This window comes from Microvirga pudoricolor, from assembly GCF_016892705.1.
Taxonomy (GTDB): domain Bacteria; phylum Pseudomonadota; class Alphaproteobacteria; order Rhizobiales; family Beijerinckiaceae; genus Microvirga; species Microvirga pudoricolor.
Genome location: NZ_JAFEMB010000011.1, coordinates 1 through 25962, shown reverse-complemented (window position 1 = coordinate 25962; position 25962 = coordinate 1). Strand labels below are relative to the sequence as shown.

Here is a 25962-nt window from a genome sequence, read left to right as displayed (position 1 = left end):
ACCCCTTACGACGGCATAGTGTAACAAGCCTAGCGCATCGGAGGAAAAAAGGGACCCGGTTTCGTCGATGCCGGAGTCCGCGCCTCTGGCCCGATGGGGCTGTTCGAGGGCGGGCGCAAATCGGCAAGCTTTGCGCTAAGGTCCCCTGGTCATTCGGCCAGCCGATGATAGGCTGTTACCGAGACCGTCGTACCCGCCGGGAGAGGCCCATGATCCGTCAAATGCTGCAGGCGACGCTGCTGACCTTAGGCTTGGTCGCGGGCTCCGCCCAAGCCCAGGCCCCGAAAGCCTTCGTCATCGACGACCTGGCAAGTCGCGGCGTGCGTCTGGAGCAGACCTTCAAGTCCGAGGGGAGCGCGAATATCGGCGGACGCAGCGCGGCGCAACTGCGGCGGGATGCCGAGATGTTCCTGTCTCGGGGCCTGGCCCAGAACGCCATGAGCTCGTTCACGGCCGCGATCGCGGCGGAACCCGGCAACCCGACCAACTGGACAGGCTATGTCCGCGCCAATCTGGCCTACGATCCCGGAAACGATTGGGGGGTGCGCTACATCCTTCAAAATCAGAGGGTGACGGCCGCCTATGTGGCGTACCAAAAAGCCACGAACCCGGCCGACGAGGCCGCCGCGCTGGCTCTCCTGGGACAGGTCTACGCGGCCCAGAAGTCCTGGCGTCCTTCGCTGAATGCCTACGCGGCCAGTCTGAAGGTGCAGGCCAACCCGAATATTCGCGCCACTTATGAGGCGCTGAGAGCCGAGCACGGTTTTCGCATCACGGACTTCAAGGTCGATTCGGACGCCGCATCCCCTCGTGTCTGCTTCCAGTTCTCCGATCCGCTCGCCGCGAAAGTGGACTTCACGCCCTTTGTCGCCGTCTCCGGCGCCGCCAATGCGGCCGTGACCGCTGAAGGGTCGCAGCTTTGCGTCGATGGGCTGAAGCACAGCGAGCGCTACGCCTTCGTGCTGCGCCAGGGCCTGCCGTCGAACGTCGACGAGAGCCTTCTCAAGTCGGCGGATTACGAGGTCTATGTGCGGGACCGGGCGCCGCAGGTGCGCTTCACGGGCCGCAATTACGTGTTGCCGAGCACAGGCCAGGAGGGAATCCCGGTCGTGTCGGTCAACACCGCCAAGGTGGACGTGGAAATCTACCGCATCGGCGACCGCAGTCTCGGCCCCACCGTGCGGGGCTACGATTTTCTGGGCCAGATCGGGCGCTACACGGCGGCAGAGATCGGCCGGGAGAAAGGTTTCAAGGTTTGGAACGGCACCCTCGACACCGCCTCCACGGTCAACCAGGATATCGTCACGGCCTTTCCGGTCACCGAGGCCGTCGGCCGTATGGAGCCGGGTGTCTATGTGATGACCGCCAAGGCCCATGACGGCTCGCCCATCGATAACGAGAACGACAGCGACGATGGCGGCAACATCGCCACGCAGTGGTTCGTGGTGTCCGACCTCGGGCTGACGGCGTTCACGGGCAAGACCGGTGTCCAGGTCTTCGTGCGCTCCCTCGCCAGCGCGGCGCCGGTGCCCGGCGTCGAGGTGCGGCTCGTGGCACGCAACAACGAGGTTCTGGCCACCAAGACATCCGACGCGCTGGGCGTCGTATCGTTCGATCCCGGCCTCGCGCGGGGCGAAGGCGGTCTCGCCCCCGGCCTTGCGGTCGCGACGGTCGGTCAGGATTACGGTTTCCTCAATCTCGAATCCGCCGCCTTCGACCTTTCGGATCGCGGCGTGAAGGGGCGTAGCCTCGAAACGAACGTCGACGCCTTCCTCTACACGGAACGCGGCGTCTACCGCACGGGCGAGACCGTCCAGCTTTCCGCCCTCCTGCGCGACGCTCGCGGCATCGCCCTGCCGAATCTTCCGCTGACGCTGGTGGTGCGCCGGCCCGACGGCGTCGAGTACCGCCGGGCTCTGGTCGAAGATCAGGGGCTTGGCGGCCGGGCGTTCTCCCTGCCGATCCTCCCCGGTTCCCTGCGCGGTACCTGGCGGATCGCCGCCTATACGGATCCGAAGGGCGCCCCGGTCGGCCAGACGACCTTCCTGGTGGAAGACTACGTGCCCGAGCGGCTGGAACTGACCCTGACCCCGCAGGCCCAAGCCCTTCAGCCCGAGCAGCCCGCCATGATCGACGTCAGCGCGCGCTACCTCTACGGCGCCCCGGGTTCCGGGCTGGATGTCTCCGGCGAGGTCACGGTCGCGGAAGCCAAGGGCAACGGCGTGAAGGGGCTCGAGACCTACGAGGTCGGGCTGGCGGACGAATCCGTAGAGGCTTCCACGGCGGAAATCGAGGAGACATCGGTCACCGACGACGCCGGCCGGGTCTCCATGGAAGTTCCCGTCCAGGACGTGGCCGCGCCGCGCCCAACGGAAGCGCGCATTACGCTTCGCGTGGCGGAGCCCGGCGGCCGGGCGGTGGAGCGCAGCGTGACGCTCCCGATCCTGCCGAAGGGACCGGTCGTCGGCGTTCGGAAGCTATTCGGCGAGGATATCGCGGAGGGTGCCAATGCGGCTTTCGACGTGGTGCTGGCCCGGCCTGACGGAACGAGGCTCGCCGCGCAAAACGTGACATGGACCTTGTCCAAGGTCGAGCGGCGCTACCAATGGTACAATTCCGGCGGATCGTGGAGCTACGAACCTGTCCGGAATACACGCCGGATCGCGGATGGTACGCTTCCCGTCACGGCGAACGCGCCCGCACGCATCACCTCGCCCGTCGAATGGGGGACCTACAGGCTCGACGTCTCCGCACCCGATCTCGGCGAGACGGCGCAGACCAGTGTGTCCTTCACGGTCGGCTGGTCCGGCGATCAGACGGCGGAGACGCCCGACCTCCTCGAGATGAACCTCGACAAGGCCAGCTATGAGGCCGGCGAGACCATGCGGGTGCGCCTCAACCCGCGCTTTGCCGGCAAGGCCACCCTGGCGGTGGTGAGCGACCGGATCCAGGATATCCGCGTGGTGGACGTCGCCGCATCGGGGTCCGAGGTCACGATTCCCGTCAAGGCCGAGTGGGGTCCGGGCGCTTACGTGGTCGGCTTGGCGCATCGACCCCTGGACCGCGCCGCCAAGCGCATGCCGGGCCGCGCTCTCGGCACAGCCTGGTTCGGCATCGATCAGGGCGCGCGCACGCTTGAGGTGAGCCTCAACGCACCCGACAAGATCAAGCCGCGCTCGACCCTGACGCTGCCGATCAAGGTGGCGGGCCTGCAGCCTGGCGAGGAGGCCCGCATCACGGTGGCGGCGGTCGACGTCGGCATCCTCAATCTCACGCGCTACGAGGCCCCGAAACCCTCCGATTACTTCTTCGGACAGAAGAGCCTTCCGGCGGACATCCGCGATCTCTACGGATACCTGATCGACGGCATGCAGGGCAGCCGCGGCGCCATCCGGTCCGGCGGCGACGGCGGCGCTCCGGCCTTGAGCGACATTCCTCCAACCCAGGAACCGTTCGCCCGCTTTTCGGGCGTGGTGAAGGTCGAGGCGGACGGTTCGGCCAACGTGACGTTCGAGGTACCCGCTTTCAACGGCACGGTACGCGTCATGGCCGTCGCATGGTCGAAGGACCGGGTCGGCAGCGCCACCGCGGACGTGATCATCCGCGACCCGGTGGTGCTGGCGGGCACGCTGCCGCGCTTCCTGTCCATCGGCGATCGGTCCCGTTTATACATCCAACTGGACAACGTGGAGGCGCCCCCGGGAGAGTATACGGTGGACCTCGATCCGCGCGGCCCGATCGTGGTCGATGCCGACGCGCTTCGCACGAAGGTGCGGCTCGACGCGAAGGCGAAGGGCGGCGTGGCCGTTCCGGTCACGGCGGCCGGTATCGGGATCGCCACCATCGACGTGACGCTGGGCGGTCCCAATGTCGAGCCCATGACCCAGCGCTTCACGGTGGCGGTGCAGCCCGGTACCTCGTCCCTCGTGCGGCGGACGGTCCGTCCTCTTCCGGCGGGCGGAGCCGTCACCCTCTCCAACGATCTCGTGGCGGACATCCTGAGCGGAACCGGCGCGGTGTCCGTCTCGGTTTCGCCCCTGTCGTCCCTCGACGTTCCAGGCCTCCTCAAGGCCCTGGACCGGTATCCCTATGGCTGCACGGAACAGACCGTGAGCCGCGCCCTGCCGCTGCTCTATGTCAACCGCATCGCCCAGGAGGAGAAGCTGTCTCTCGACGAGAAGGCGGATGAGCGCGTGCGGGGCGCCATCGAGCGTGTCCTGGCGCGCCAGGACTCCAACGGCTCGTTCGGCCTGTGGGGCGTCGGGGGCGACGACATCTGGCTCGATGCCTACACGACCGACTTCCTGACCCGGGCCCGGGAGCGCGGCTTCGCGGTGCCGCAATCGGCGTTCAACATCGCCTTGGACCGGCTGCGGAACTTCGTGGCCAACACGACGGAGGTGGAGGATAACTCCGCCAACATCGCCTATGCGAGCTATGTGCTGGCCCGCAACGGCCGTCCGGTCATGGGCGACCTGCGCTATCTGGCCGATACCAAGATGAACGCCTTCACGTCGCCCCTGGCGCGGGGCCAGATCGCGGCGGCGCTCGCTCTGCTGGGCGACCGGGCCCGGGCCCAGGCGGCTTTCGCGAGCGCCGTCCAGAGCCTGCAGGGCGAGCGCGACAACGGGCAGTATCGGCCCGATTACGGCTCGCGACTGCGGGACGGTGCAGGGTTGTTGGCCCTGGCGTCCGAGACGGACAACGTGGCCAATGTCCTGCGCCCCATATCCGCCGTGATCGACCAGGAGCGCGGCACGCGGCGCACGAGCACGCAGGAGGAGGCTTGGCTCGTTCTCGCCGCTCAGGCGGTGGCGCGCAACGCCGAGGCCATGCGTCTCACGGTCGACGGAACTGAGCACAAGGGTGCCTTCTACGGGACGTATCGTGACACCGACATGGCCCGTGGATCCGTCACCTTCGCCAATGCGGGCCGCGACCCTGTGCAGGCCGTGATCACCGTCACCGGCCATCCCATCGAGCCGGAACCCGCTATCTCCAGCGGCTACGGCGTCGAGCGAAGCTACTACACCCTGGACGGTGCCCAAATTCAGCCTGACCGGGTGCGCCAGAACGACCGCCTCGTGACGGTGATCAAGGTGACCGAGACTGAGGCCAAGCAAGCCCGCGTTCTTCTGGTCGATCGTCTTCCAGCCGGGTTCGAAATCGACAATCCGAGCCTTGTCGACAGCGACACGGTGTCGGGTCTGTCCTGGCTCACGAAGGACGTCGAACCCGCTCACACGGAGTATCGCGACGACCGTCTCGTGGCGGCCTTCGACAGGGGACCGGGCCAGCCCGCCTCGTTCAGCATTGCCTACACGGTGCGGGCGGTTTCTCCCGGCCGCTACGTGCATCCGCCCTCGCAGATCGAGGACATGTATCGTCCCGAACGCTTCGGCCGCACCGGCTACGGCTCGGTCGAGGTCACGGCGGCACGGCCGTGACGGAGGACGGGCGCAGGGGCACGCGCGGGCGGCGATGGATCGCGGGCACGCTTCTCCTCGCCTGCCTCGTCACAGTGCCGAGACTTGCCCTGCAGCAATACGTCGAGACGCTCGGGCCACTCGATCTGGCCATGGCCGAGCGCCGCTCCACCGTCGTGCTCGATCGGGACGGTCGACTGCTCAGGCCGTTCGCGACGCCGGAAGGACGTTGGCGCCTGCCCATCGAGACGAATGACGTCGATCCGCGCTATCTCGCCATGCTGACAACCTACGAGGACGCCCGCTTCGAGACGCATGCGGGCATCGATCCCCTCGCGACCTTGCGGGCCGCGTGGCAATTCGTCCGCAGCGGCCACGTCGTTTCCGGCGGGTCGACCCTGACCATGCAGGTGGCCCGCCTGCTCGAGCCGCGCGAGGAGCGCAGCTTCGGGGCGAAGCTGCGTCAGGTGATCCGCGCGGTGCAGATCGAACGCCGGTTCTCGAAACCCGAGATCCTCCGCCTCTACCTCACGCTTGCGCCATTCGGCGGCAACCTGGAGGGCGTTCGGGCCGCCAGCCTGTCCTATTTCGGGCGCGAGCCGAAGCGGCTGTCGTTCTCCGAGGCGGCCCTTCTCGTCGCGCTCCCGCAATCCCCCGAAACCCGACGCCCCGACCGGTTCGCTGCCGCCGCCCGGCGGGCCCGCGACCGGGTGCTGGACCGCGCGGTGCAGGGCGGCGTCCTGACGCGAGCGGAGGCCGACGCCGCCAAAACAGAACGTATCCCGGGGGGGCGCAATCCCTTCCCGATGCTGGCGCCTCACGCGGCCGAAGCCGCCGTGGCCCAGCGGCCGGCGGAGCCCATCCACCGCCTGGCGATCGATGGCCGTCTCCAGGCCAACCTCGAAGCCCTCGCGGTGGAGCGCGTGGCCCAGATCGACGCCCGGCTCTCCGCCGCGATCCTGGTGATCGACAACGCCACGGGCGAAGTCCGCGCCCATGTGGGAAGCCCGGCCTATCTGGGCCGCGAGCGGGCCGGGGCCATCGACATGACGGGGGCCATTCGTTCGCCCGGCTCGGCCCTGAAGCCCTTCATCTACGCGCTCGCCTTCGAGAACGGCTTGGCTCACCCGGAGACCCTCCTCGACGACAGGCCCTCCCGCTACGGGGCCTACCAGCCGGAGAACTTCGATCTCGCCTTCCAGGGCACCATCACGGCCCGCAAGGCGCTCCAGCTCTCCCTGAACCTGCCGGCCGTGGAACTCCTCAACGAGCTGGGTCCTCCGAGGTTGCTGGCGCGGCTGAAGCAGGCCGAGATTCCCTTCGCGATGCCCAAGGAGGCAGCCCCGGGCCTCGCGATCGGGCTGGGCGGCCTCGGCATCACGCTCAAGGACCTGACCCGGCTCTATCTCGGCCTCGCGCGGGGCGGCGGCATCCCGCCCCTCGTGACACGGATCGGGGAGGCGGGCGCCGGGAATCAGGAGACCCGGATCGCCGATCCGGTCGCGGCCTGGTACGTGTTCGACATCCTGCGCGGGGCTCCGCCCCCCGACAACGCCCTGGCCGGGCGCATCGCCTTCAAAACCGGCACGTCCTATGGTTACCGCGACGCCTGGGCGGTCGGCTACGACCGGCGCTACACGGTTGGGGTCTGGATCGGCCGACCGGACGGCACGGCGGTCCCCGGCCTCGTCGGCCGGACCGTGGCCGCGCCGGTGCTGTTCGATGCCTTCGGACGTCTCGGAGGCGAGCCCGAAGCGCTGCCGATGCCGCCTTTCACCCTCCAGGCCACCACCGCCACCCTTCCTCCGCCGCTTCGCCATGTGCGCCAGGACGTGCCCAAGACGATCCTGTCCACAATTCAGGCCCCGCTGAGGATCGCGTTTCCGTTGGATGGCTCCAGACTCGATTTGGGGTTCTCCCAGGCCGCGCAGGATCGTTCGGCCCTGCGCCTGAAAGCCTCGGGTGGGGTGCCGCCCCTGACCTGGATGGTGGACGGCGCGCCCGTCGAGGCGGGATCGCTCCGGCGGGAGGCGTCGTGGACGCCGGACGGGGCCGGATTCGTGCGCCTCTCGGTCATGGACGCGCGGGGCACCACGGACAGCGTTGTGGTGCGGGTGGAGTAGGTGCGCCCTGGACGGGACGGTGCTGCTCCCGTAAGGAAAGCCCATGTTCGAAATCGCCAAGATCGCGACCGGCAACAAGCCGGAACTCTACCGCTCCCTCGCCCAACAGCTCGAAGGCCTGCTCAACGGCGAGCGCGATGGCATCGCCAACACGGCCAACATGGCGGCTCTGATCTTCAACACGCTGCCGGATCTCAACTGGTCGGGTTTCTACCTGCTCAAAGGGGGCGAACTCGTGCTCGGTCCCTTTCAAGGCAAACCGGCCTGTGTGCGCATTCCCCTGGGGCGGGGCGTCTGCGGCACGGCGGCGGAGCGCCGGCAATCCGTCGTGGTGCCCGATGTCGACGCCTTTCCGGGACACATCGCCTGCGACAGTGCCTCGCGCTCGGAGCTGGTGGTGCCGCTGATGAGCGGGGGACAGATTTGGGGCGTCCTCGACCTCGACAGCCCGATTCCGAACCGGTTCGACGAGGAGGATCGGGAGGGCTGCGAGACGCTCGTGCGGATCCTGCTCGCCGGGACGGACCTATAATGCTTGCGAACCTGAAGGAGTTGATCGCATGAAGTTGGGATTGGAGGGCAAGCGCGCCCTAGTGCTCGGTGCCAGCAAGGGCATCGGCCGTGGAATCGCCCAGGGCCTGGCCGATGAGGGCGTGCGCGTCGCCATCGCGAGCCGCAACCTGAACGCCACGAAGGCCGCCGCCGGGGAGATCGGGTCAGGCACCCTCGCGTTTCCCTGCGACAGCGCCCATGCGGACCAGATCGATGCGCTGGCGTCGGACGTCCAGGCCCAGCTCGGCGGCGTCGACATCCTGGTGCTCAACAGCGGCGGTCCCCCGCCCGGCAAGGCTCAGGGCGTCTCGTCCGACCAGTGGCGGGCCTCCTTCGACGCCATGTTCGTCAACCTCGTCCGGCTGGCAGATCACCTGCTTCCGGGCATGATCGAGTGGAAATTCGGCCGGATCATCTCGGTGATCTCGTCGGGCGTCATCCAGCCGATCCCGAACCTGGCCATTTCCAACGCCATCCGGCCCGCTCTCGTGGGCTGGGGCAAGACCCTGGCGGCGGAAGTGGCCTCCCACGGCGTCACCGTCAACGCCATCGCGCCGGGCCGGATCTCCACGGATCGTCTCAAGCAGTTGGACACCGCCAATGCCCAGCGCACGGGCCGTTCCATGGACGAGGTCGAGGCCTCCGCCAAGGCCGGGATCCCGGCTGGTCGCTACGGAAATGTCGAGGAATTCGCCGCCATGGCGGTCTTCCTGGCCAGCGAGCGGGCTTCCTTCACCACGGGTTCGATCCTGCGGGTCGACGGCGGACAGATCTCGTCCCATTGATCTTGAGGCGCCCATGTCCGGGGTCTTTTGACCCTTGCCGCGTCGTGTTAACCCTGGGTCGAGACCGATCTCACCGCATCGACCCAGGGAACAGGACCGTGCCGACCGCGCTTCCTCCACGCCACACGACGGGTGCCGCTCGGGCGGCTCTCGGCGAAACCTGCTCGTAAGATCATGAAGAAGGGCGGCGCCACACCTTTCCTGTGGAGCCTTCAGGGCGTCGTGGCCCTCGTTTTCACGCTGATCGTCCTGGCGATTTCCGGCAGTCTCATCGGATTCAACCACAGCCAGCTCAAGGATCTGACGATCCAGGACGCCGAGGACGATTTCCGGCGCATCACCATCAACGTCCGCGGCGAGGTGGCCGGCGGCCTGAGGCTCGTGGGCTCGGTCCTCGATACGATGTCCCTGACGGTGGATCCGGACCTCCCGCTGGAGCGGCTCGCCGGGATCCTGACCTCGATCCTGAAGGACGTCGACCGGACGCTCCCGGCCGTGATGGGCGTCTTCGTGGGACGTGGGGACGGCTCACACGTGGTCGTCCAGAGCCTGAAGGACAGCAAGCCTCCCGAAATCGGAGGCGTGCCGGAGGGCGCCGTCTACGCCTTCATGCTGGTCGAGCCCAGCCCCAGTGGCCAGATGGCCACCTGGATCTATGCGGACGCCGACGGCCGCGAAATGAAGCGCATGCCGCCCCAACCGACCGACTTCGATCCACGGCGGCGCCCCTGGTATTATCCGAGCCTGAACAGCGATGCGCCGTACATGACCGCGCCCTATCGCTTCGCCAACGTGCCGGAGGCCGGCATTACGCTCGCCCGCCGGGCACGCCAGCAGACGGACGCGGTCTTCGGCATCGACATGACGCTGGCGACCATCGACCTTTATCTCGACCGGCTGCGCTTCCCGCCCGAGCTGGAACTCGTGATCTTCGACAAGGACGGAACCTTGATCGCCCATCCGCGCGGGGATGCCTATCGGTCGATTCAATTGGCCAACCAGGAGAACCGGCTCCTGAAGGTTACCGATCTCGACGATACCGTCCTGAGCCGGATGTACGCTGCCTTCCAGCGCTTGAGCGGCGACAAGACGCAGAGCACGTCCTTCGACGTTCACGACGAGCAGTATTTCGGACGGACCGAGCAGGTCGGGGAGGGGGTCAACGACTTCTACATCAGCCTTGCCATCCCCTACGAAGCCATGATGGGGCCCGCAAACCAGATCCAGTTCAGCCTGCTCGTCATCAGTACCGCCTCAGTCCTGGTCGCCCTCGTCATCGTCTGGCTCGCGTCACGCTACCTGGCCGCGCCCCTGCGCGTCGCGGCCGAGGACATCCGGCGCGTGATGCGGTTCGAGTTCGGGCACGCTCAGAGGCCCCAATCGCGGATCGTCGAGATTCGAGAACTCGCCCGCGCCCTCGACACGCTCGAACTCGCGCTGAGCAACTTCATGCGCTATGTGCCGATCGATCTGGTGCGCGGCATCATCGGCCGTCGCTTCTCGTCTGAGCTGGGCGGCGTGCGCCAGCCCATCACCGTGCTGTTCACGGATGTCGCCGGCTTCACCCCCATTGCAGAGGCGCTCGAACCCGAAGCCGTGATGGCCAAGACGTCCCGCTATTTCAGTGAAATCGGCCAGGAACTCGTCCGATCCGGCGCAACCATCGACAAGTATATCGGCGATAGCATCATGGCTTTCTGGAACGCGCCCGAGCCCCGCGAGGATCACGTCGCGCTGGCCTGCCTCGGGGCGCTGCGCGCCACGCGCCGGCTTGAGCGCCTCAACGCGGAGTTCATCGCGGAAGGCGGGCTGCCCATGCATACGCGGTTCGGCGTTCACACGGGCGAGGCCGTGGTGGGCAATGTCGGTTCCGTCGACCGGATGAACTACACCGCCCTCGGCCACACGGTGAACCTGGCGTCGCGCATCGAGAAGCTCAGCAAGCGCTACGGCACGACACTCCTCGTGAGCGAGGCCGTGAAGAATGCTGCCGGCGACGGCTTCATTCTCCGCTTCATCGACCGCGTGGTGCCTGAAGGCGCTCATGAGTCGATCGGCATCTACGAACTTCTCGGCACGACCGTCGGAGACGAGCCGGAACTGCGTCCGCATCCGGACCGACTTGACACACTCGAGGACTGGAAGGCCGCCCTCGAGGCCTATGAGGGGGGCGACTGGCGCGGTGCGGCCGATCGGCTGCGCGATCTCGTCGAAGCGGCCCCCGATGATCGGTTGTTCCGCATCTACCTGGGACGATCTGAGGCTGCCCAGCAGTCGGACGAGGCCCCGGCGGGCGATCTCCGTTCGTCCTGATGTCGCCGATGCCTCTCGCTTATTCGGACACATTTTACAGCCGCACGGCGACGGGAGACGGCCGAGCGCCGCTGAACGCTCGGCTGGACGTGGAGGTCTGCATTATCGGCGGCGGGCTCGCGGGGCTGACGACCGCGCTGGAACTCGTTCGCGCCGGCCGATCCGTGGCCCTGCTGGAGGCTCAGCGCTTCGCCTGGGGCGCGTCCGGACGGAATGGAGGCTTCGTTTCCGCCGGGTATGCCACGTCCCTCGCATCCATCGCGCGGCGCGTGGGCCTCGATCAGGCCAAAGAGCTTTTTCGACTGTCCCTGGAGGGCGTCGACATCGTTCGCCGCAATATCGCGGATCTCGGAATCGACGATGCCTCCCCGGTGGATGGCATCTACAAAGCCGTCCGCTACGATTCACGGGGCTCGCTGAGCCGCAGCGCCGAGGAGATGCGGCGCGATTTCGGTCTGGATCTGACACATGTGCCAGGGGAAGATCTGAGACATGTTCTCCTGACGTCGAAATACCGCGAAGCGGTGCTCGATCGGGATGCCTTTCATTTCCATCCCATGAACTATGCCAGGGCGCTGGCGTCGGAAGCCGAGCGCCTGGGCGCGAGGCTGTTCGAGGGCTCACCGGTCACATCCGTGGATCTCGGTGCCGCCCAGAAACGGGTCCGTACCGAAACCGGCGAGATCGTCGCCGGTGACGTCGTCTTCGCGACGGGCGGATACACGGGTGCTCTCCTGCCTGCTCTCCATCGGGCATTCCTGCCGATAGCGACCTATGTCCTGCTCACTGAGGCAAAGCCATCCCTCGTCGAGAGCGCGATCCAAACGCGCGCGGCGGTTCTCGACGACCGGCGGGCGGGCGACTACTACCGGATCGTCGATGACGGCGCGCGCATCCTGTGGGGCGGACGGATCACGACCCGCACGAGCGACCCGCGCGATCTGGCGGAGCGCCTGAGGCGCGAGATGGTCGCAACCTATCCGCAACTGAGAGGCCTTGGGGTCGAGGTGGCCTGGTCGGGTCTCATGTCCTATGCCCGCCATCTCATGCCGCAAATCGGGCGCCATGCGCCGGGCGTCTGGTATGGGACCGCCTTTGGCGGTCATGGCATGAACACCACCGCGCTGGCCGGTCGTCTTCTGGCCGAAGCCATTGCGGGTCGCGGCGACCGGTACCGTTTGTTCGAACCCTTTGGCCTCGCATGGAATGGTGGCCCGTTGGGCCGGGTCGCCGCTCAGCTGACGTACTGGGGCTACCAGGTATCCGACTCCCTGCGGGAACGGCGCACGAAGCCCTTGCGGGTCTGAGGCGCCCCACCTGTCAAGTTTTCCGAGCCCCATAGCAAGAAAGCCACCGTGGAGGTGGCCTTCTTAAATCGCTAGATATGCGCTCAGCGGCGACAGCGGACTTCGCGACGGGTGTCGGTATTCCCGAACTCGTCACGCTCGCGCACGACGACCTCGCGGCAATCGCGGCGGCCGATCGTGCCCGTGGTGTCACGGTCATAGGTCCGATAGGCGCGGTCGCGTGCGCGCTGCTCGCGCCACTCGTCGCGCTGACGTTGCTCCTGGCTGCGGAAATCGACGCTCGGTCCGTTCGGGCCAAGCTGAATCGACTGGCTCGAAGCAGCCGTCGCACCGAGCAGGGTGGCAGCCGCCAAGGTAACAGCAAGTAATTTCATCATTCGCTCCTGCGGTTTGGAACTCAAACGCATCGCTTCAAGCCAGGTTCCAGTTTTTCCCACACTCTCTCTTCAAGATTGGTCGGAAAAACCAAGTGCATGTCATTACGAAGCGCACCGATGAGAATAAAAACTCTGTCAGATTGCGGCATGAACGCTGAGTCGCGCGCGAAGACTGAACTTGATAAAGTCCAAGCTGGGACCAGATCAGGATTTGCTGCATCTATTCGACGAGAAGACTGCCCATGGTGTCCCAAATCATCAGAGACATTGAACTCCCGGACGGAAGGCGGGTTCCAGTCCTCGGCCAGGGGACGTGGTTCATGGGTGAAAAGGCCTCTCGGCGGAGTGACGAGGTGAAGGCGCTCAGACACGGTCTCGCCCTCGGCATGACCTTGATCGACACGGCGGAGATGTATGCCGACGGGGGTGCCGAGGAGATCGTGGGCGAGGCGATCCGCGGGCAGCGCGACACTGCTTTTCTGGTCGGTAAGGTCCTCCCCTCCAATGCATCCCGGACCGGGGTCGTCCGGGCCTGCGAGGGCAGCCTCAGGCGGTTGGGTACGGATCGGATCGACCTCTACTTGCTCCACTGGCGCGGTGGGGTGCCGTTCGAGGACACGCTCGAAGGTTTCGAACGGTTGAGGCGAGCCGGCAAGATCCGGGCTTTCGGGGTGAGCAATCTCGACGTGGACGATCTGGAGGAATGGGTCTCTCGGCCGGGCGGGTCCGATCTGGCGACAAATCAGGTGCTCTACAATCTCAGCCGCCGGGGCATCGAGTTCGATCTGCTTCCCTGGTGCCGGAAGCGCCGTCTCCCTGTCATGGCCTATTCGCCCATCGAACAGGGGAGGATCCTCGATGACGGGACCCTCGGGCTTGTGGCAAGGCGTCATGGCGTCAGTCCCGCCCAGGTCGCGCTGGCTTGGGTGCTCCGTCAACCGGGTGTGATCGCGATTCCGAAGGCCGTTGGGCTCGATCACGTGAGCCAGAACCGTGACGCCGCGAGCCTGGACCTGACCGAAGACGATCTCTCCGATCTGGACCGAGCCTTTCCGCCGCCGGGGCGCCGCGTCCGGCTCGAGATGCTCTAGCGCTTGGGGGAACTTCCGGGGTGCCGGCCATGGCCAGGATCTCCCTGGCGGCTTATGTAGGCGATTCCCGCCGAGACCCTGGAGTGACAGAGGGTGTACGAGACCTACAGGATCGAAACTATCGGACCCGAAACGGAGGGGGGCGGCCTCGTGCGGCGCACCTTGATCCGGGCCGATTCCGTGGACGCCGCGAAGGATCGGGCCTTGAGGGTGTTCGCCAAAGCGCGCCGGCCCCAATCGACGGGACCGCGGGTGGAAACGGTTCGCTTGCTCAATGGAGCCGGCTACGAGCTATTTTCCGTGAGCACCAGAGATTGAGCGCCGGAACCCCTTGGCGGGGTTCGAAGACCGATCCACACTCCTGAACGCCGGAAGCTCCGTTTTGGGACGTCTGCCATGAGATTCTCTTCCACCATGGTCCTGTGCGCCGCGTGTTTGCTTTCGGAGCCGGCCGCCGCGTCGCCGCTGGACGCTCCATCGAAGTCCCAGGCCTCGATGGCATCATGCCCGCCCGGTTTCGCCGTCCTATCGGGCACGCGCACCTGCGTGAAGGTCTCGGGGCGGGTTCGGTCGGAGTTCGTGACATCGAGGGCCCGTGGCGGCCAACGCTCCGAGGGCCGGGTCGGTCTCGACGCTCGTACGATGACCGGATACGGACCCCTACGGACGGTCATTCGTGTCGAAGGCCGCACGAAGTGAGCCTGAGACCATGGCCCGTCCGGCCCCAACGCGCCATTTCCCGATCCGTCTCTCAGGCCACGCTAGCAATTTGCCGAAAGCCATCCTATATCAGGCCTGTCAGGGAAACCTGACTATGATCGTAGAGGCAGAGTGGAATAGGCGTTTAGGACGCGGGTTCAATTCCCGCCGCCTCCACCATGAGCGCATCGACAGATGCGTTTTTGATGGGGGCGTCCTGGGTTCGACTGGGCGCAATAAAGGCTAGGCTGCGATTGGGCTGAGCTACGGCCCTGATAGTGCAAATTCACAAATGCCAACGACAACGTTGACATGGGTGCGGTTCGCCTCGCGGCGTAACCATCCGGGGCTCGGGAAAGCCTAGCAACAGAAACGGCACCTCCGGGTGCCGTTCCCTTTTTCAGCTTCTTCCTGGTCGAGGATTTCTCCAACTGAACTGGAGGACCGGGCTCCGTGTAGCTCTGGGTTGAAACATTGCGCCAGATTGCGCCCTTACAGGCAGGACAATCGAAGAGATCGCGAAACTTGCGCCTGATCATCGTAGTAATAAGCGCGTCTAAGATAATAATCTTTTCGTCACACCTTCGTCGTAGGCCGATCACTGCAATTCGATGTTTTAAGCAAAACTGCAAAAATCATTTTCATCTGAAAATTCTGCCTTCAAACGGCCACGCTCTCGGCTATTCTTCGGCTCGTCACGAATTTCAACAGGAACGTGATGTTCGATCCATGGCTGGTGGGGGCCCGTTGATGACTGATGATGAGGTTGAGGCCGTCGCCTCAGCGTTTTTCCGAGCCGAGTACGACGATGGGCTCTGGGAGGAGGCATCCGAACAGTTGAAGGATGTTTTCCGTATGGAAGCCCGTCTGGCGATCGCCTGCCTGGACAAGGATTATGCGGGCATGGAATCAGCCTATATGGCCGGGACCGTTCTCTCGCACCAGGAAACAGCATTTCTGCATTGAATTCTCCCGAGTATCGTCAGCCCGCCGGTTCAGCCGTGCGGGCTTTCTTGCGTTGAGAAGTGTGGGCAGGGGCGGCGCCGGGCCCTTAGCGCATTCGACACCGATGTCCCAAGAAGGGGAATGGTGCTGCCAGAGAGGATTGAACTCTCGACCTCTCCCTTACCAAGGGAGTGCTCTACCACTGAGCTACGGCAGCGCGCTTTCAGGAAGCGGCCGGTTACTGCCACAGGGCGGCCCCGGGCGCAAGGTTCGAAGTGCAAATTTATTCTGCGGCCTGTGTGCTTTGGTGGAGCGTGAGGCCCAGCGCAGCCCAGACTTCCAGGAGGGCGTGCGCCAGTGCGTCGACATGTGCGTTGGTGTGAGACGGCCCGGGCGTGATGCGCAGCCGCTCGGTGCCCCGCGGGACGGTGGGGTAGTTGATCGGCTGGATGTAGATCCCATGCCGCTCCAGAAGCCGGTCGGAGGCCGCCTTGCAGGCCTGCGCATCCCCCACCATCACCGGCACGATGTGCGTGGGCGTGTCCACCACCGGAAGCCCGGCCCCGCTCAAGACCGACTTGGTGCGCGCGACCTGCCGCTGCTGCTGCTCCCGCTCGGCGGCCGATGTCTTGAGGTGGCGAACCGAGGCCGTCGCGGCCGCCGCCACGGCAGGCGGCAAAGCGGTGGTGAAGATGAACCCAGGCGCATAGCTGCGCACCGCGTCGACCAATGTCTGAGAGCCGGTGATGTAGCCGCCCATGACCCCATAGGCCTTGCCGAGGGTGCCCTCGATCACGTCGAGCCGGTGCATGACGCCCTCACGCTCGGCGACGCCTCCGCCTCGGGGGCCGTACATGCCCACCGCGTGGACCTCGTCGACATAGGTCATGGCCCCGTAGCGCTCCGCCAGGTCGCAGATCGCCGCGATGGGGGCCACGTCCCCGTCCATGGAATAGATGCTCTCGAAGACGATGAGCTTGGGCCGCTCACCAGCCTCTTGCAGGAGCTGCTCGAGATGGGCGAGGTCGTTATGCCGGAAGATCGCCTTCTGGCAGCCCGACTGACGCACGCCCTCGATCATGGAATTGTGGTTGAAGGCATCCGACAGGATGAGGCACTCGGGAATGAGCTTGGCGATGGTGGCGATGCCGGTCTGGTTGGAGACGTAGCCGGACGTAAAGACGAGGGCGGCCTCCTTGCCGTGCAGGTCGGCCAGTTCCGCCTCAAGCTCGACCACCGGATGGCTTGTGCCCGATATGTTGCGGGTCCCGCCAGCACCGGTGCCGATGCGCCAGGCAGCCTCGACCATGGCGCGGGTGACGTCCCGATTCTGGCCCATGCCGAGATAGTCGTTGGAGCACCATACCGTGATCGGTTGCGGCCCCGCAGGGCTGTGCCATACGGCGCTCGGATAGCGGCCCGCAACACGCTCGATATCCGCAAAAACCCGGTAACGCTGCTCATCCTTGAGCTGCGACAGGGCCGACGTAAAAAAGGCTTGGTAATCCATCATCTCACCGGGTACGGCAACGCGACAGGCATCACCTTAGCACAGGAACCGGGCAGAGCATTGATCTGGGTCAATCGCCCTGGCCTTTCTTATTCCGGTTGAGGGTCGGATGCGAAGTCTTTATCTCGTGAAGGCGACGATGGGTCGCGTGAACCATGGCTGATTCCAATTCGCAAGCCAAAGCCGATCGGTTAAAGGCGGCTTTGAAAGAGAATCTTAAACGCCGCAAGGCTCAAGCTCGGGGGCGGCAGGCGGGGAATCCCGACCGGGCATCCGATTCGGTGGAACCGGGTAGGCCCGAGAAGACTTCCGATTAGACGGCCAAGCTTGTCAGGCGGCCACCCAACCAGACCAAAGGGATTTCGATGGATCGCATTCGCATCCGGGGCGGCCAGCCCCTCAACGGCACGATTCCGATTTCGGGCGCCAAGAACGCGGCCCTGCCCCTCATGATCGCGAGCCTGCTGACCGAGGAGACGCTGGAGCTGTCGAACGTGCCACGTCTGGCCGATATTGCGTCCCTGCTGCGGATCCTGAGCAATTTCGGCGTCGACCATATGATCGCGGGCCGACGTCCCGGAGAGACCCAGGAGACCGGACAGACGATTCGCCTGACCGCCGGAAGCGTTGTCGACACCTTCGCGCCTTATGAGCTCGTTTCGACCATGCGGGCGAGCTTCTGGGTGATCGCGCCCCTCGTCGCCCGCTTCGGCGAGGCGCGGGTCTCCATGCCCGGCGGCTGCGCTATCGGGACCCGGCCCGTGGACCTTTTGATCATGGCCCTGGAAAAGCTCGGCGCCACCATCGAGATCGACGGTGGATATGTGGTGGCCCGGGCTCCCGACGGCCTGAAGGGCGGCGAGATCGACTTTCCCAAGGTCACGGTCGGCGGCACCCACGTGGCCCTCATGGCCGCGGCCCTTGCCGACGGCACGACGGTCATCCGAAACGCCGCCCGGGAGCCGGAAGTGACGGACCTGGCCGAGTGCCTCGTCAAGATGGGCGCCCGGATCGAGGGCGCCGGTACATCCGAAATCACGGTTCATGGGGTGCCCAAGCTGAACGGTACGTCCCATGATGTGCTGCCGGACCGGATCGAGACCGGAACCTACGCCATGGCGGTGGCCATGACGGGCGGCAACGTCCTGCTGGAGAACACGAAGCCTGAATTGCTGCAATTCGCCCTCGACGTGCTGGAACAGGCGGGCGCCAAGATCACCCGCGAGGGCAACGGCATCCGGGTTTACCGCAACGGCAACGGGATCCAGCCCGTGGACGTCACGACGGACCCGTTCCCGGGCTTCCCAACCGATCTCCAGGCGCAGTTCATGGCCCTCATGACGCGGGCGGGCGGCACCTCTCGGATCCGCGAGACCATCTTCGAGAATCGCTTCATGCACGTGCAGGAGCTGGCGCGCCTGGGGGCTCGCATCCGCCTCGACGGGGACGGCGCCTTCGTGGACGGCGTGGACGGTCTCAAGGGCGCGCCCGTGATGGCCACCGACCTGCGGGCCTCGGCCTGCCTCGTGATCGCGGGCTTGGCCGCCGAGGGCGAGACCACCATCAACCGGGTCTATCACCTGGATCGGGGCTTCGAGGCCCTGGAGACCAAGCTCAGCCGCTGCGGGGCCGACATCGAGCGCGTGAAAGGCTGATGCTCTCATGATGAACGAAAAGGCCCCGGTCGCAGGACCGGGGCCTTTTCGTTCGTGGAACTTCCAAGAGGGCCTTAGACCACGAAGAAGTCCTTGAAGGTCAGGGCCGTGTTGGCCTTCACCTTGGCGACCTCCACCTGCGCGGCGGCGCCCGTGCCGTCGGCGTCGTAGTAGATCGTGCCGGTCTTCTTGTCGTAGATCACCCGGTCATTGGCGTCGTGCGCGGATTCGCCGGTCCAGAAGGCCGCCTTCTTGAGGGCCTTCGGCATATCCTCGGTCCCGGCGCGGCCCAGGGCCTTGTAGAACCGGTTGTCGAGCCAGATCGCGTCGTCCACCGGCTTGAAGTCCTTGATGGTGTCGACATTGGCCGCGCCCGGCTTCGTGTTGAACACGAACGCGTCCTTGCCCATGCCGCCGTAGAGATTGTCCTTGCCCTGCTGGCCATAGAGCCGGTCGTCGCCCGGTCCGCCATAGAGCCGGTCGTTGCCCGCGCCGCCATAGAGCCGGTCGTTGCCGCCGGCGCCCGCGAGCCAGTCGTTGCCGCCGAGGCCCTTGATCACATCGTCACCGGCGCCGAGATGCGCGTTGGTGCCGACGCCAAGGCGGATCGTATCGGCCTTGCCCGTGCCCACGAGGCTGATTCCCGCCACGCCGCTTCCGCCGCCGCCGCCGCCGGATCCGACGACGCCGCCGGTATTGCCGCCGGTGCTGCCCCCAGGAATGCCGCCTGTCCCGCCGCCGCTGGTGCCGCCGGGCACGCCGCCGACGGTGTCGGAGACCCAGACGACGGCATTGTCCTGCCCGCCGCCGCTGTCACCGAAGTAGAGCCAGTTCCCATTGGAGGGAGTGTAGTCGCGGAGTTCGAAGGTCACATAGCCGGATTCACCGAGCGACAAACGGGCGCCATCCGCCTTGTACAGAGTCGACAGATCGCGTGCATAAACGTTGTTGATTGTGCCGTTCAGGACGGTTGCGCCATCATCGGACGGTTGTAGGTAGCCCGGGCTGAAGAAGACGCCAGTATTGAAATTGAAAGGGCTAACGGCGGGAAATACGCCGGCGTCTGCCATAGGGGAAGCTCCTTGCTCAGGGGCAGCCCTAATGTTGATGAAATCGATATCGAAGCCGGAGGAGGCTCCGGCCTTGCCCGAGATTACATTGTCGTCCTGGATAGTCAGGGATTTGATCGAAGTAAGGCCGCTGCTCGCGAGGTCGATGCCCCAGACTCCTGTTCCCGTCACCGGGTCGCGTGCGATGAATTGTGGAGTTAGTCGTGCAATTGCCATGGATGTTCGCCTCAAGAAGGTAACTCGTGGTCGATCCTATGGCGATTTGCAGCAAATCAGGACGGCAATTTGGTGTTACCGGAATATGCATCTGACTAACGAATTACCACTTGCCTTTTAGGCAGTCTAATCCAACGCCATTTTACGTATTCGTCGATCTGAGCTCAGAAAATATCATTTGATTATTTTGGATGTGCTTTGCCGAGCTGGCGGGCGGCGGCTTGCCGACGAGGTCGCCGCCGCCCGCAGAAGGGTCAGTACCCGATCGCGCCGCGCTTCGGGCCGAAACCGGGAATGTCGCAGCTGCAGGGCGTGTTGCGCGGGAAGGACTGCCCGTACTGGCAATTGCCGCGCGACGTTACGCAGACGCTGCCGTACTGGACCCGCTGGGCCGGCCTGCGCCAGCGCGGATCCGGGGGAGGGCCGTATCCAGGTGGACCGTAGCCCGGAGGACCGTAGCCGGGAGACCCATAGGCCGGCGGGCCGTAGTCGTAGCGCTGTCCCCATCCCGGTTGCGGGGGAGGCGGTTCACCCCAACCGGGGGGCGGGTAGGGGCGCTCGTAATAAAACTGAGCCGAGGCCGGCATGCCCATGGCGGCCAGGGCGAAGGCGGCGAAAACCAAACGTCTCATAGGGCTCCTCTGGGCTCCTCGATCCGGACACCCGGCCATTCTGCCGAAGGCGCGGCCGGTCTCAAGGGGAATACCGGGCGTTCGGGAAAGGTTGCGCTTGGGGGGCAGGCTCTCTACCTACCAACCAAGCTCTTACAACAGGTTGCGTTTCCATGGATCTCCTGAAACTCGTCGCCCTCGATCCGGACGATCTCGCCGTCATCTCGGCCCATCTGCAGGATGCGGTGATCCGTGTCGGCGACATCGCCTACCTGCCGGGAGAGCGCCGGTTCGCGCTGGCGGCGCGGCGATACGACTGGGAAGCCGAGCAGCCCCAGCGTCGCCTTGCGGGCCTTCATTTCGAGCATGTGACGAACGTCCGGGTGCGCGGGATCGATCAGGGCGACAAGGAGGCCGTGCTCAATCTTCTGGCGGTCGCCTTCGAGCCGGGCGAGGCGCCGTCGGGCACGGCCACCTTGATCTTCGCCGAGGGTGGGGCGATCCAGATCGACGTGGAGTGCATCGAAATGCAGATGAAGGACCTGGGGCCGGTGTGGGCCGCCGAAAGTCGCCCGGCCCATGAGGATCTCGAGGCCATCCAGTCGGGACGTCGCTGATGGTTCAGAGACTGGATGCGCGGGAATCCTCGTTCCCGCAGAGCTTTCGCGCGCTCCTGTCGGCGAAGCGGGAGGTCTCGGAGGACGTCGATCAGGCCGTGCGCACGATCATTGAAGATGTGATCGCGCGGGGCGACGAGGCCGTGATCGAGTACACCGGCCGTTTCGACGGGCTGGACCTGACGCCCGATACCCTGCGCGTCTCGGATGCGGAGATCGAGGCGGCCCGGGCGCAATGCCCCCCCGAGGCCCTGGAGGCCCTGCATCTCGCCAGGGACCGGATCGAAGCCTATCACCGGGCGCAACGTCCACAGGACCACCTCGCCACCGACGAGGCCGGCGTAACCCTCGGATGGCGCTGGACCGCACTCGAATCAGTGGGCCTGTATGTTCCGGGAGGGCGGGCGAGCTATCCGTCCTCCGTGCTCATGAACGCGATCCCGGCCAAGGTCGCCGGCGTGCCCCGGATCACCATGATGGTGCCGACGCCTCGGGGCGACACCAATCCCCTGGTCCTGGCGGCGGCGCGCCTGGCGGGGGTCGACGAGGTGTTCCGCGTCGGGGGTGCCCAGGCGGTCGCGGCCCTGGCCTATGGGACCGCCAGCATCCAGCCCGTGGCGAAGATCGTCGGGCCCGGCAACGCCTATGTGGCGGCGGCCAAGCGGCGCGTTTTCGGGCAGGTCGGCATCGACATGATCGCGGGGCCGTCCGAGGTGCTGGTGCTGGCGGACGCTCACGCCAACCCGGACTGGATCGCGGCCGACCTCCTGGCGCAGGCGGAGCACGATCCGGTGGCTCAGGCGATCCTGATCACGGACAGCGCCGCCTTGGCGGATTCGGTCGAGGCGGCCGTCGAGCGCCAGCTGACCACTCTGCCGAAGGCCGAGATCGCGGGCGCGAGCTGGCGCGATTACGGGGCGATCATCCTCGTGAGCAAGCTTGAGGACGCAGTCCCCCTGGTGGACCGCCTCGCTCCGGAGCATCTTGAGATCGAGGCCGAGGATGCCGACGGGCTCTCGGCCCGGATCCGCAATGCGGGCGCCATCTTCCTGGGAAGCCATACGCCGGAGGCCATTGGCGATTACGTCGGCGGGCCGAACCATGTTCTGCCCACGGCCCGCTCTGCCCGGTTTTCCTCCGGGCTCGGCGTGCTTGACTTCATGAAGCGAACCTCGATCCTGAAATGCAGCCCCGACGCCCTGCGGGCCATCGGCCCGGCCGCCGTGGTGCTGGGGCGCTCGGAGGGCCTGGAAGGGCACGCCCGGTCGGTGGCGATCCGCCTGAACATGTAAGGGGTTGGAGGCGATATGGGAGGCGAGACGAACGAGCGCTGCCGCCTCGTCGCCGTGACGCTGGACGAGGCATCGATCGGGCGCGGCAATCCCGACCAGGAGCATGAGCGCGCCATTGCGATCTACGACATCGTCGAGGCCAACCGCTTCGCCCTGCCCGGGTACGACGGCGGCCCCTACCTGCTCCACTTGTCCCTGGTGGAACGGAAGCTCTGCTTCAAGATCCATGCCCAAGACGGCGCTCTTCTCGTGACCCATCACCTCTCGCTGACGCCTTTCCGCAGCGTGATCCGGGACTACGAGATGATCTGCGACAGCTATTACAGGGCTATCCGCTCGGCCTCTCCGGCCCAGATCGAAGCCATCGACATGGGACGGCGGGGCCTGCACAACGAGGCCGCGGACCTTCTGGTGGAGCGTCTCGACGGCAAGGTGGAGGTGGATTTCGATACCGCGCGGCGGATCTTCACGCTGATCTTCGCGCTGCATTGGAAAGGTTGACCCTTGGATACGGGCCAGGGTCCCAAGCGCATCCAATCCGTCCTCTTCGTTTGCGCCATGAACAGCGTCCGCTCACCCATGGCGGAGGCGATCGCGCGGCATTATTTCGGCAAGACGACCTACGTGCAGTCGGCGGGCGTCCGCAAGGGCGAGCCCGACGGCTTCATGGTGGCGGTACTGGACGAGATCGGCATCGACCTGACCAAGCACAAGCCTCGCACCCTCGACGAGCTCGAAGAGTGGGAGGGGCTCAACTTCGACCTCATCATCTCGCTGGCGCCTCAGGCCCACCACGCCGCCCTGGAATTGACCCGCACCATCGCGGCGGACGTGGAATATTGGCCCACCCCCGATCCGACCCTGGTGCAGGGCTCCCGGGAACAGCGCCTCGACGCCTATCGCGACGTCCGCGACGGGCTCATCTACCGGATCAGGACCCGGCTCAAGGGCGCGTCAAAAGCCGAGGGCCCGGATCAGGGACAGGGTTCCGAGCCCGGCCGCTAGGCCGATCAGTTCCTTGCGGGTGAGCGCCATGACGATGACGGTCACGGCCAGGCTGACGAAGGCCGTTAGGCCGGTATCCACGGTCACCGGCGCGATGGTGGCGACGATGATGGAGCCGGGCAGGGCCCGCAGGCCGCGCTCCGCACGGGGCGTGAGCCGGATATGGCTCATCAGCACGACGCCACCGATCCGGCACAGATAGGTGATGATCCCCATGATCAGGATGGTGATGGCGGCCCCCCAGGGACCGGCCGCGAGGCTGTGGACGTCACTCATCGAGGATCATGCCGGTGACCACGCCTGCGAGAGCACCCGCGATGATGAAGGCATAGCCTGGCACCAGGACGTGCGTCAGATAGGAGGCCACGCCCGCCGCCAGCCAGGGCAGGGCCCGGCGCGGCCCCTTCCAGAGCGGGACCAGAAGGCAGCAGAAGAAGACCGGCATGACGAAGTCGAGCCCGAAACGGCGCGGCTCCGGCACGAGGGCGCCTGCGAAATAGCCCATGAACGTGGAAAGGAACCAGATGAGCCAGAGGGTGAGGCCCGATCCGATGAACACCCCGAGATCGCGTCCCCCCTCCTGGTAGTACCGGGTCCCATAGAGCCAGTTCGCCTCGACCAAGAAGAAGAGCATGACGGCCGAAAGCGGTTTGGGCTCCCGTGCAAGCCAGGGCTGGACCGTGACGCCCAGGAGGATGAGGCGGGCATTGATGACGGCCGTGACCGTCGCGATGGTCAGGATCGTGGATGGGGACCAGACCTGTTGCCAGATCTCCAACCCCACCATCTGCGAAGCGCCCGCGTAAACGAAGCCGCTCAGCCCCAGCACCTGTCCCAGCGTCAGGCCCTTCTGGGAGGCTGCCGCCCCGAAGGCCATCGAGAACACGATGAAGCCCGGAAACGCCGCCAGGGACATGCGCGCGCCCCGGCGGCAGCCGTCGAGGGTCAGGGGATGGTGGGACAGAAAGCGCATGGAAGCCGACGTGGTGCCGAGGCTCTGTGCCCGCGATCCCACCCCGCGTCAATCGATCTGCCGCGAGGGTTGGAATGCGGCAGATTCAGGTGTCGCCGGGACGAGGCCGTGAGGGAGCCCGGACGAGACGGGCTCCGGCGGATCAGATCTTGTCGGCTTAGGTCTTGGCCGCGCCTCGTCCGGCCCTCTGGGCCAGGATGTACCCCGCCACGACCACGAAGAGGGCGCCGATGGCGGCCGCGCCATACAGCATCGTGGGCGACGGCTTGAGACCGAGCGGCAGATGCTCCGGATCGGGCAGGACCCAGGCGGTTCCGTTGAGCCAGTTCAGGACGACCGGATCGGTCACGATCATCTCGGCCGCGATGTAGCCCAGGAGGGCCGCACCGGCCCAGACGAAGATCGGGAAGCGGCTGATGAGGCTCGTGATGAGCGTGGCCCCGACCATGATGAGCGGGATCGACAGGAGGAGACCGAAAACGAACAGTTCCGGGTGGCCGCGGGACGCCGCCGCGATGGCCACCACGTTGTCCAGGCTCATGACCGCATCCGCGATCGCGATGGTGCGGACCGCCTTCCAGAGGCTGGTGCTGGCCTCGACGCTGTGGCCCCCCTCGTCCTCGCCCTGGATGAGCTTGAGGGCGATCCACAGCAGCAGCACGCCGCCGATGATGCGCAGGTAGGGCACGCCGAGGAGATAGGAAATCGCGAAGGCGAAGAGGATGCGCAGGGCCACGGCCGTTCCGGCGCCCAGGAGGATGCCGAGCTTGCGCTGGTGGGCGGGCAGGGATCGGCAGGCCATCGCAATGACCACGGCGTTGTCGCCTGACAGGAGAAGGTCGATCCAGATCACCTGAAGCAGGGACAACAGGAACGTCGTGGAGAGAAAATAGTCCATGGAGGGCCTTGGCGTTGTCTCAGGACGAGGAAAAGCGCGGCTCAGGCAGGCTCCGGATGCGGAGGGGCCGGCCGCGCCCGCCGAAATTGTCCGAAATGCGAAATGTCGGGTATCACGCGGCCGTCCATTCGCCAACATGCTTTTATCGGTCGGGAGGAATCGGATCGGCGAGCGCGTCCATTCGGGCGCGCGGGCGTTCGGTCCAGGGCCGCTTCGGCTCCGTCTTGACCGATAGTCTAGTCGCAATTCCGAACCGTTGAGCTTGAAAACTCCTCTGGCGCAGTTGATCCCGGCGTCAGGCTTGGGCATGACTTGGGCTGAACAAGGGACAGGCGCTCAAAGCGCCGAAAGGGAGGCTTTCCATGTCCAACCCTCACGAGGGCTCCGGCGCCGCGAAGCCGTCTGGGTTCCTGCGGTCACCTCAAAGTATTGCGGGTGGTTTTTTGTTGTTGGGCTTGTCGGGTCTTGCGCTGTATCTGACGCGGGACCTGTCGCAG

Annotated in this window: 20 protein-coding genes, 1 tRNA gene and 1 other RNA gene; 14 read left to right on the top strand and 8 right to left on the bottom strand. The window is 65.8% G+C overall.

Annotated features, from left to right (window positions below; all coding sequences use genetic code 11):
- The first annotated feature begins 209 nt into the window (after positions 1–209).
- From ILT42_RS22215 to ILT42_RS22190, 6 genes are all read left to right on the top strand, one after another.
- Positions 210–5447, top strand: coding sequence for an alpha-2-macroglobulin family protein (locus tag ILT42_RS22215; protein WP_204218199.1), 5238 nt, complete (start codon positions 210–212; stop codon positions 5445–5447).
- Positions 5444–7549: a penicillin-binding protein 1C gene (gene pbpC / locus ILT42_RS22210; protein ID WP_204218198.1), complete on the top strand. Its 2106-nt coding sequence runs from the start codon at positions 5444–5446 to the stop codon at positions 7547–7549. Before ILT42_RS22215 ends, pbpC begins: the two co-directional genes overlap by 4 nt.
- Positions 7550–7592: 43 nt before the next feature.
- Positions 7593–8081 carry a GAF domain-containing protein gene (locus ILT42_RS22205; RefSeq protein WP_204218197.1) on the top strand — a complete coding sequence of 163 codons (489 nt, stop codon included), beginning with the start codon at positions 7593–7595 and terminating at the stop codon, positions 8079–8081.
- Positions 8082–8109: 28 nt separating this feature from the next.
- Positions 8110–8886 (top strand): SDR family oxidoreductase, encoded by a 777-nt coding sequence (locus ILT42_RS22200; RefSeq protein WP_204218196.1) that lies wholly within the window; start codon positions 8110–8112, stop codon positions 8884–8886.
- A 174-nt stretch (positions 8887–9060) separates the two neighbouring features.
- Entirely contained in the window at positions 9061–11199 is a 2139-nt protein-coding gene (locus tag ILT42_RS22195) for an adenylate/guanylate cyclase domain-containing protein (RefSeq protein ID WP_204218195.1), read from the top strand.
- A gap of 8 nt (positions 11200–11207) precedes the next feature.
- The gene (locus ILT42_RS22190) at positions 11208–12506 is read left to right on the top strand and encodes an NAD(P)/FAD-dependent oxidoreductase (protein ID WP_204218194.1); all 1299 of its coding nucleotides are present in this window, start codon (positions 11208–11210) and stop codon (positions 12504–12506) included.
- An 83-nt stretch (positions 12507–12589) separates the two neighbouring features.
- Here the strand turns inward: ILT42_RS22190 and ILT42_RS22185 are convergent, their stop codons facing one another.
- Positions 12590–12880 carry a hypothetical protein gene (locus tag ILT42_RS22185; protein WP_204218193.1) on the bottom strand — a complete coding sequence of 97 codons (291 nt, stop codon included), beginning with the start codon at positions 12878–12880 and terminating at the stop codon, positions 12590–12592.
- 248 nt (positions 12881–13128) lie between these two features.
- Between ILT42_RS22185 and ILT42_RS22180 the strand changes: the two genes are divergently transcribed.
- The 3 genes from ILT42_RS22180 to ILT42_RS22170 all read left to right on the top strand — a co-directional run bounded on the left by ILT42_RS22180 (position 13129) and on the right by ILT42_RS22170 (position 15639).
- Entirely contained in the window at positions 13129–13974 is an 846-nt protein-coding gene (locus ILT42_RS22180) for an aldo/keto reductase (protein ID WP_407664652.1), read from the top strand.
- Positions 13975–14732: 758 nt separating this feature from the next.
- Positions 14733–15054, top strand: a transfer-messenger RNA (tmRNA) gene (gene ssrA, locus ILT42_RS22175).
- Between the two features lie 144 nt (positions 15055–15198).
- Positions 15199–15639, top strand: coding sequence for a hypothetical protein (locus ILT42_RS22170; protein ID WP_204218191.1), 441 nt, complete (start codon positions 15199–15201; stop codon positions 15637–15639).
- Between the two features lie 121 nt (positions 15640–15760).
- Here the strand turns inward: ILT42_RS22170 and ILT42_RS22165 are convergent.
- Together ILT42_RS22165 and hemA are read right to left on the bottom strand one after the other, a co-directional pair.
- Positions 15761–15835: transfer RNA gene (locus ILT42_RS22165), tRNA-Thr, on the bottom strand.
- A gap of 66 nt (positions 15836–15901) precedes the next feature.
- Positions 15902–17128, bottom strand: coding sequence for a 5-aminolevulinate synthase (gene hemA, locus ILT42_RS22160; protein WP_229428868.1), 1227 nt, complete (start codon positions 17126–17128; stop codon positions 15902–15904).
- A gap of 365 nt (positions 17129–17493) precedes the next feature.
- Between hemA and murA the strand changes: the two genes are divergently transcribed.
- On the top strand, positions 17494–18783 hold the full coding sequence (gene murA, locus ILT42_RS22155) for a UDP-N-acetylglucosamine 1-carboxyvinyltransferase (RefSeq protein WP_204218189.1): 1290 nt from the start codon (positions 17494–17496) through the stop codon (positions 18781–18783).
- A 74-nt stretch (positions 18784–18857) separates the two neighbouring features.
- On the opposite strand, the gene ILT42_RS22150 is transcribed toward murA, so the two are convergent.
- The gene (locus tag ILT42_RS22150; RefSeq protein WP_204218188.1) at positions 18858–19853 is read right to left on the bottom strand and encodes a calcium-binding protein; all 996 of its coding nucleotides are present in this window, start codon (positions 19851–19853) and stop codon (positions 18858–18860) included.
- A gap of 470 nt (positions 19854–20323) precedes the next feature.
- On the bottom strand, positions 20324–20701 hold the full coding sequence (locus ILT42_RS22145) for a hypothetical protein (RefSeq protein ID WP_204218187.1): 378 nt from the start codon (positions 20699–20701) through the stop codon (positions 20324–20326).
- A gap of 152 nt (positions 20702–20853) precedes the next feature.
- On the opposite strand from ILT42_RS22145, the gene ILT42_RS22140 reads away from it, so the two are divergent.
- Genes ILT42_RS22140 through ILT42_RS22125 form a run of 4 tightly spaced genes read left to right on the top strand, consistent with a single transcriptional unit; the run spans position 20854 to position 23594 of the window.
- Positions 20854–21297: a DUF2948 family protein gene (locus ILT42_RS22140; protein ID WP_204218186.1), complete on the top strand. Its 444-nt coding sequence runs from the start codon at positions 20854–20856 to the stop codon at positions 21295–21297.
- Positions 21297–22589: a histidinol dehydrogenase gene (hisD, locus tag ILT42_RS22135; RefSeq protein WP_204218185.1), complete on the top strand. Its 1293-nt coding sequence runs from the start codon at positions 21297–21299 to the stop codon at positions 22587–22589. Before ILT42_RS22140 ends, hisD begins: the two co-directional genes overlap by 1 nt.
- 15 nt (positions 22590–22604) lie before the next feature.
- The gene (locus ILT42_RS22130) at positions 22605–23090 is read left to right on the top strand and encodes a UPF0262 family protein (RefSeq protein ID WP_204218184.1); all 486 of its coding nucleotides are present in this window, start codon (positions 22605–22607) and stop codon (positions 23088–23090) included.
- Between the two features lie 3 nt (positions 23091–23093).
- Positions 23094–23594: an arsenate-mycothiol transferase ArsC gene (locus ILT42_RS22125; RefSeq protein WP_204218183.1), complete on the top strand. Its 501-nt coding sequence runs from the start codon at positions 23094–23096 to the stop codon at positions 23592–23594.
- Here ILT42_RS22125 and ILT42_RS22120 read toward each other — a convergent pair.
- The 3 genes from ILT42_RS22120 to ILT42_RS22110 form a co-directional block, all read right to left on the bottom strand.
- The gene (locus ILT42_RS22120) at positions 23544–23870 is read right to left on the bottom strand and encodes an AzlD family protein (protein ID WP_204218182.1); all 327 of its coding nucleotides are present in this window, start codon (positions 23868–23870) and stop codon (positions 23544–23546) included. The two genes, ILT42_RS22125 and ILT42_RS22120, sit on opposite strands and share 51 nt — an antisense overlap.
- The gene (locus tag ILT42_RS22115) at positions 23863–24567 is read right to left on the bottom strand and encodes an AzlC family ABC transporter permease (protein ID WP_204218181.1); all 705 of its coding nucleotides are present in this window, start codon (positions 24565–24567) and stop codon (positions 23863–23865) included. Before ILT42_RS22115 ends, ILT42_RS22120 begins: the two co-directional genes overlap by 8 nt.
- Positions 24568–24724: 157 nt before the next feature.
- Complete coding sequence (locus ILT42_RS22110) at positions 24725–25465, bottom strand: TerC family protein (RefSeq protein WP_204218180.1); 741 nt, start codon at positions 25463–25465, stop codon at positions 24725–24727.
- Positions 25466–25962: the final 497 nt, after the last annotated feature.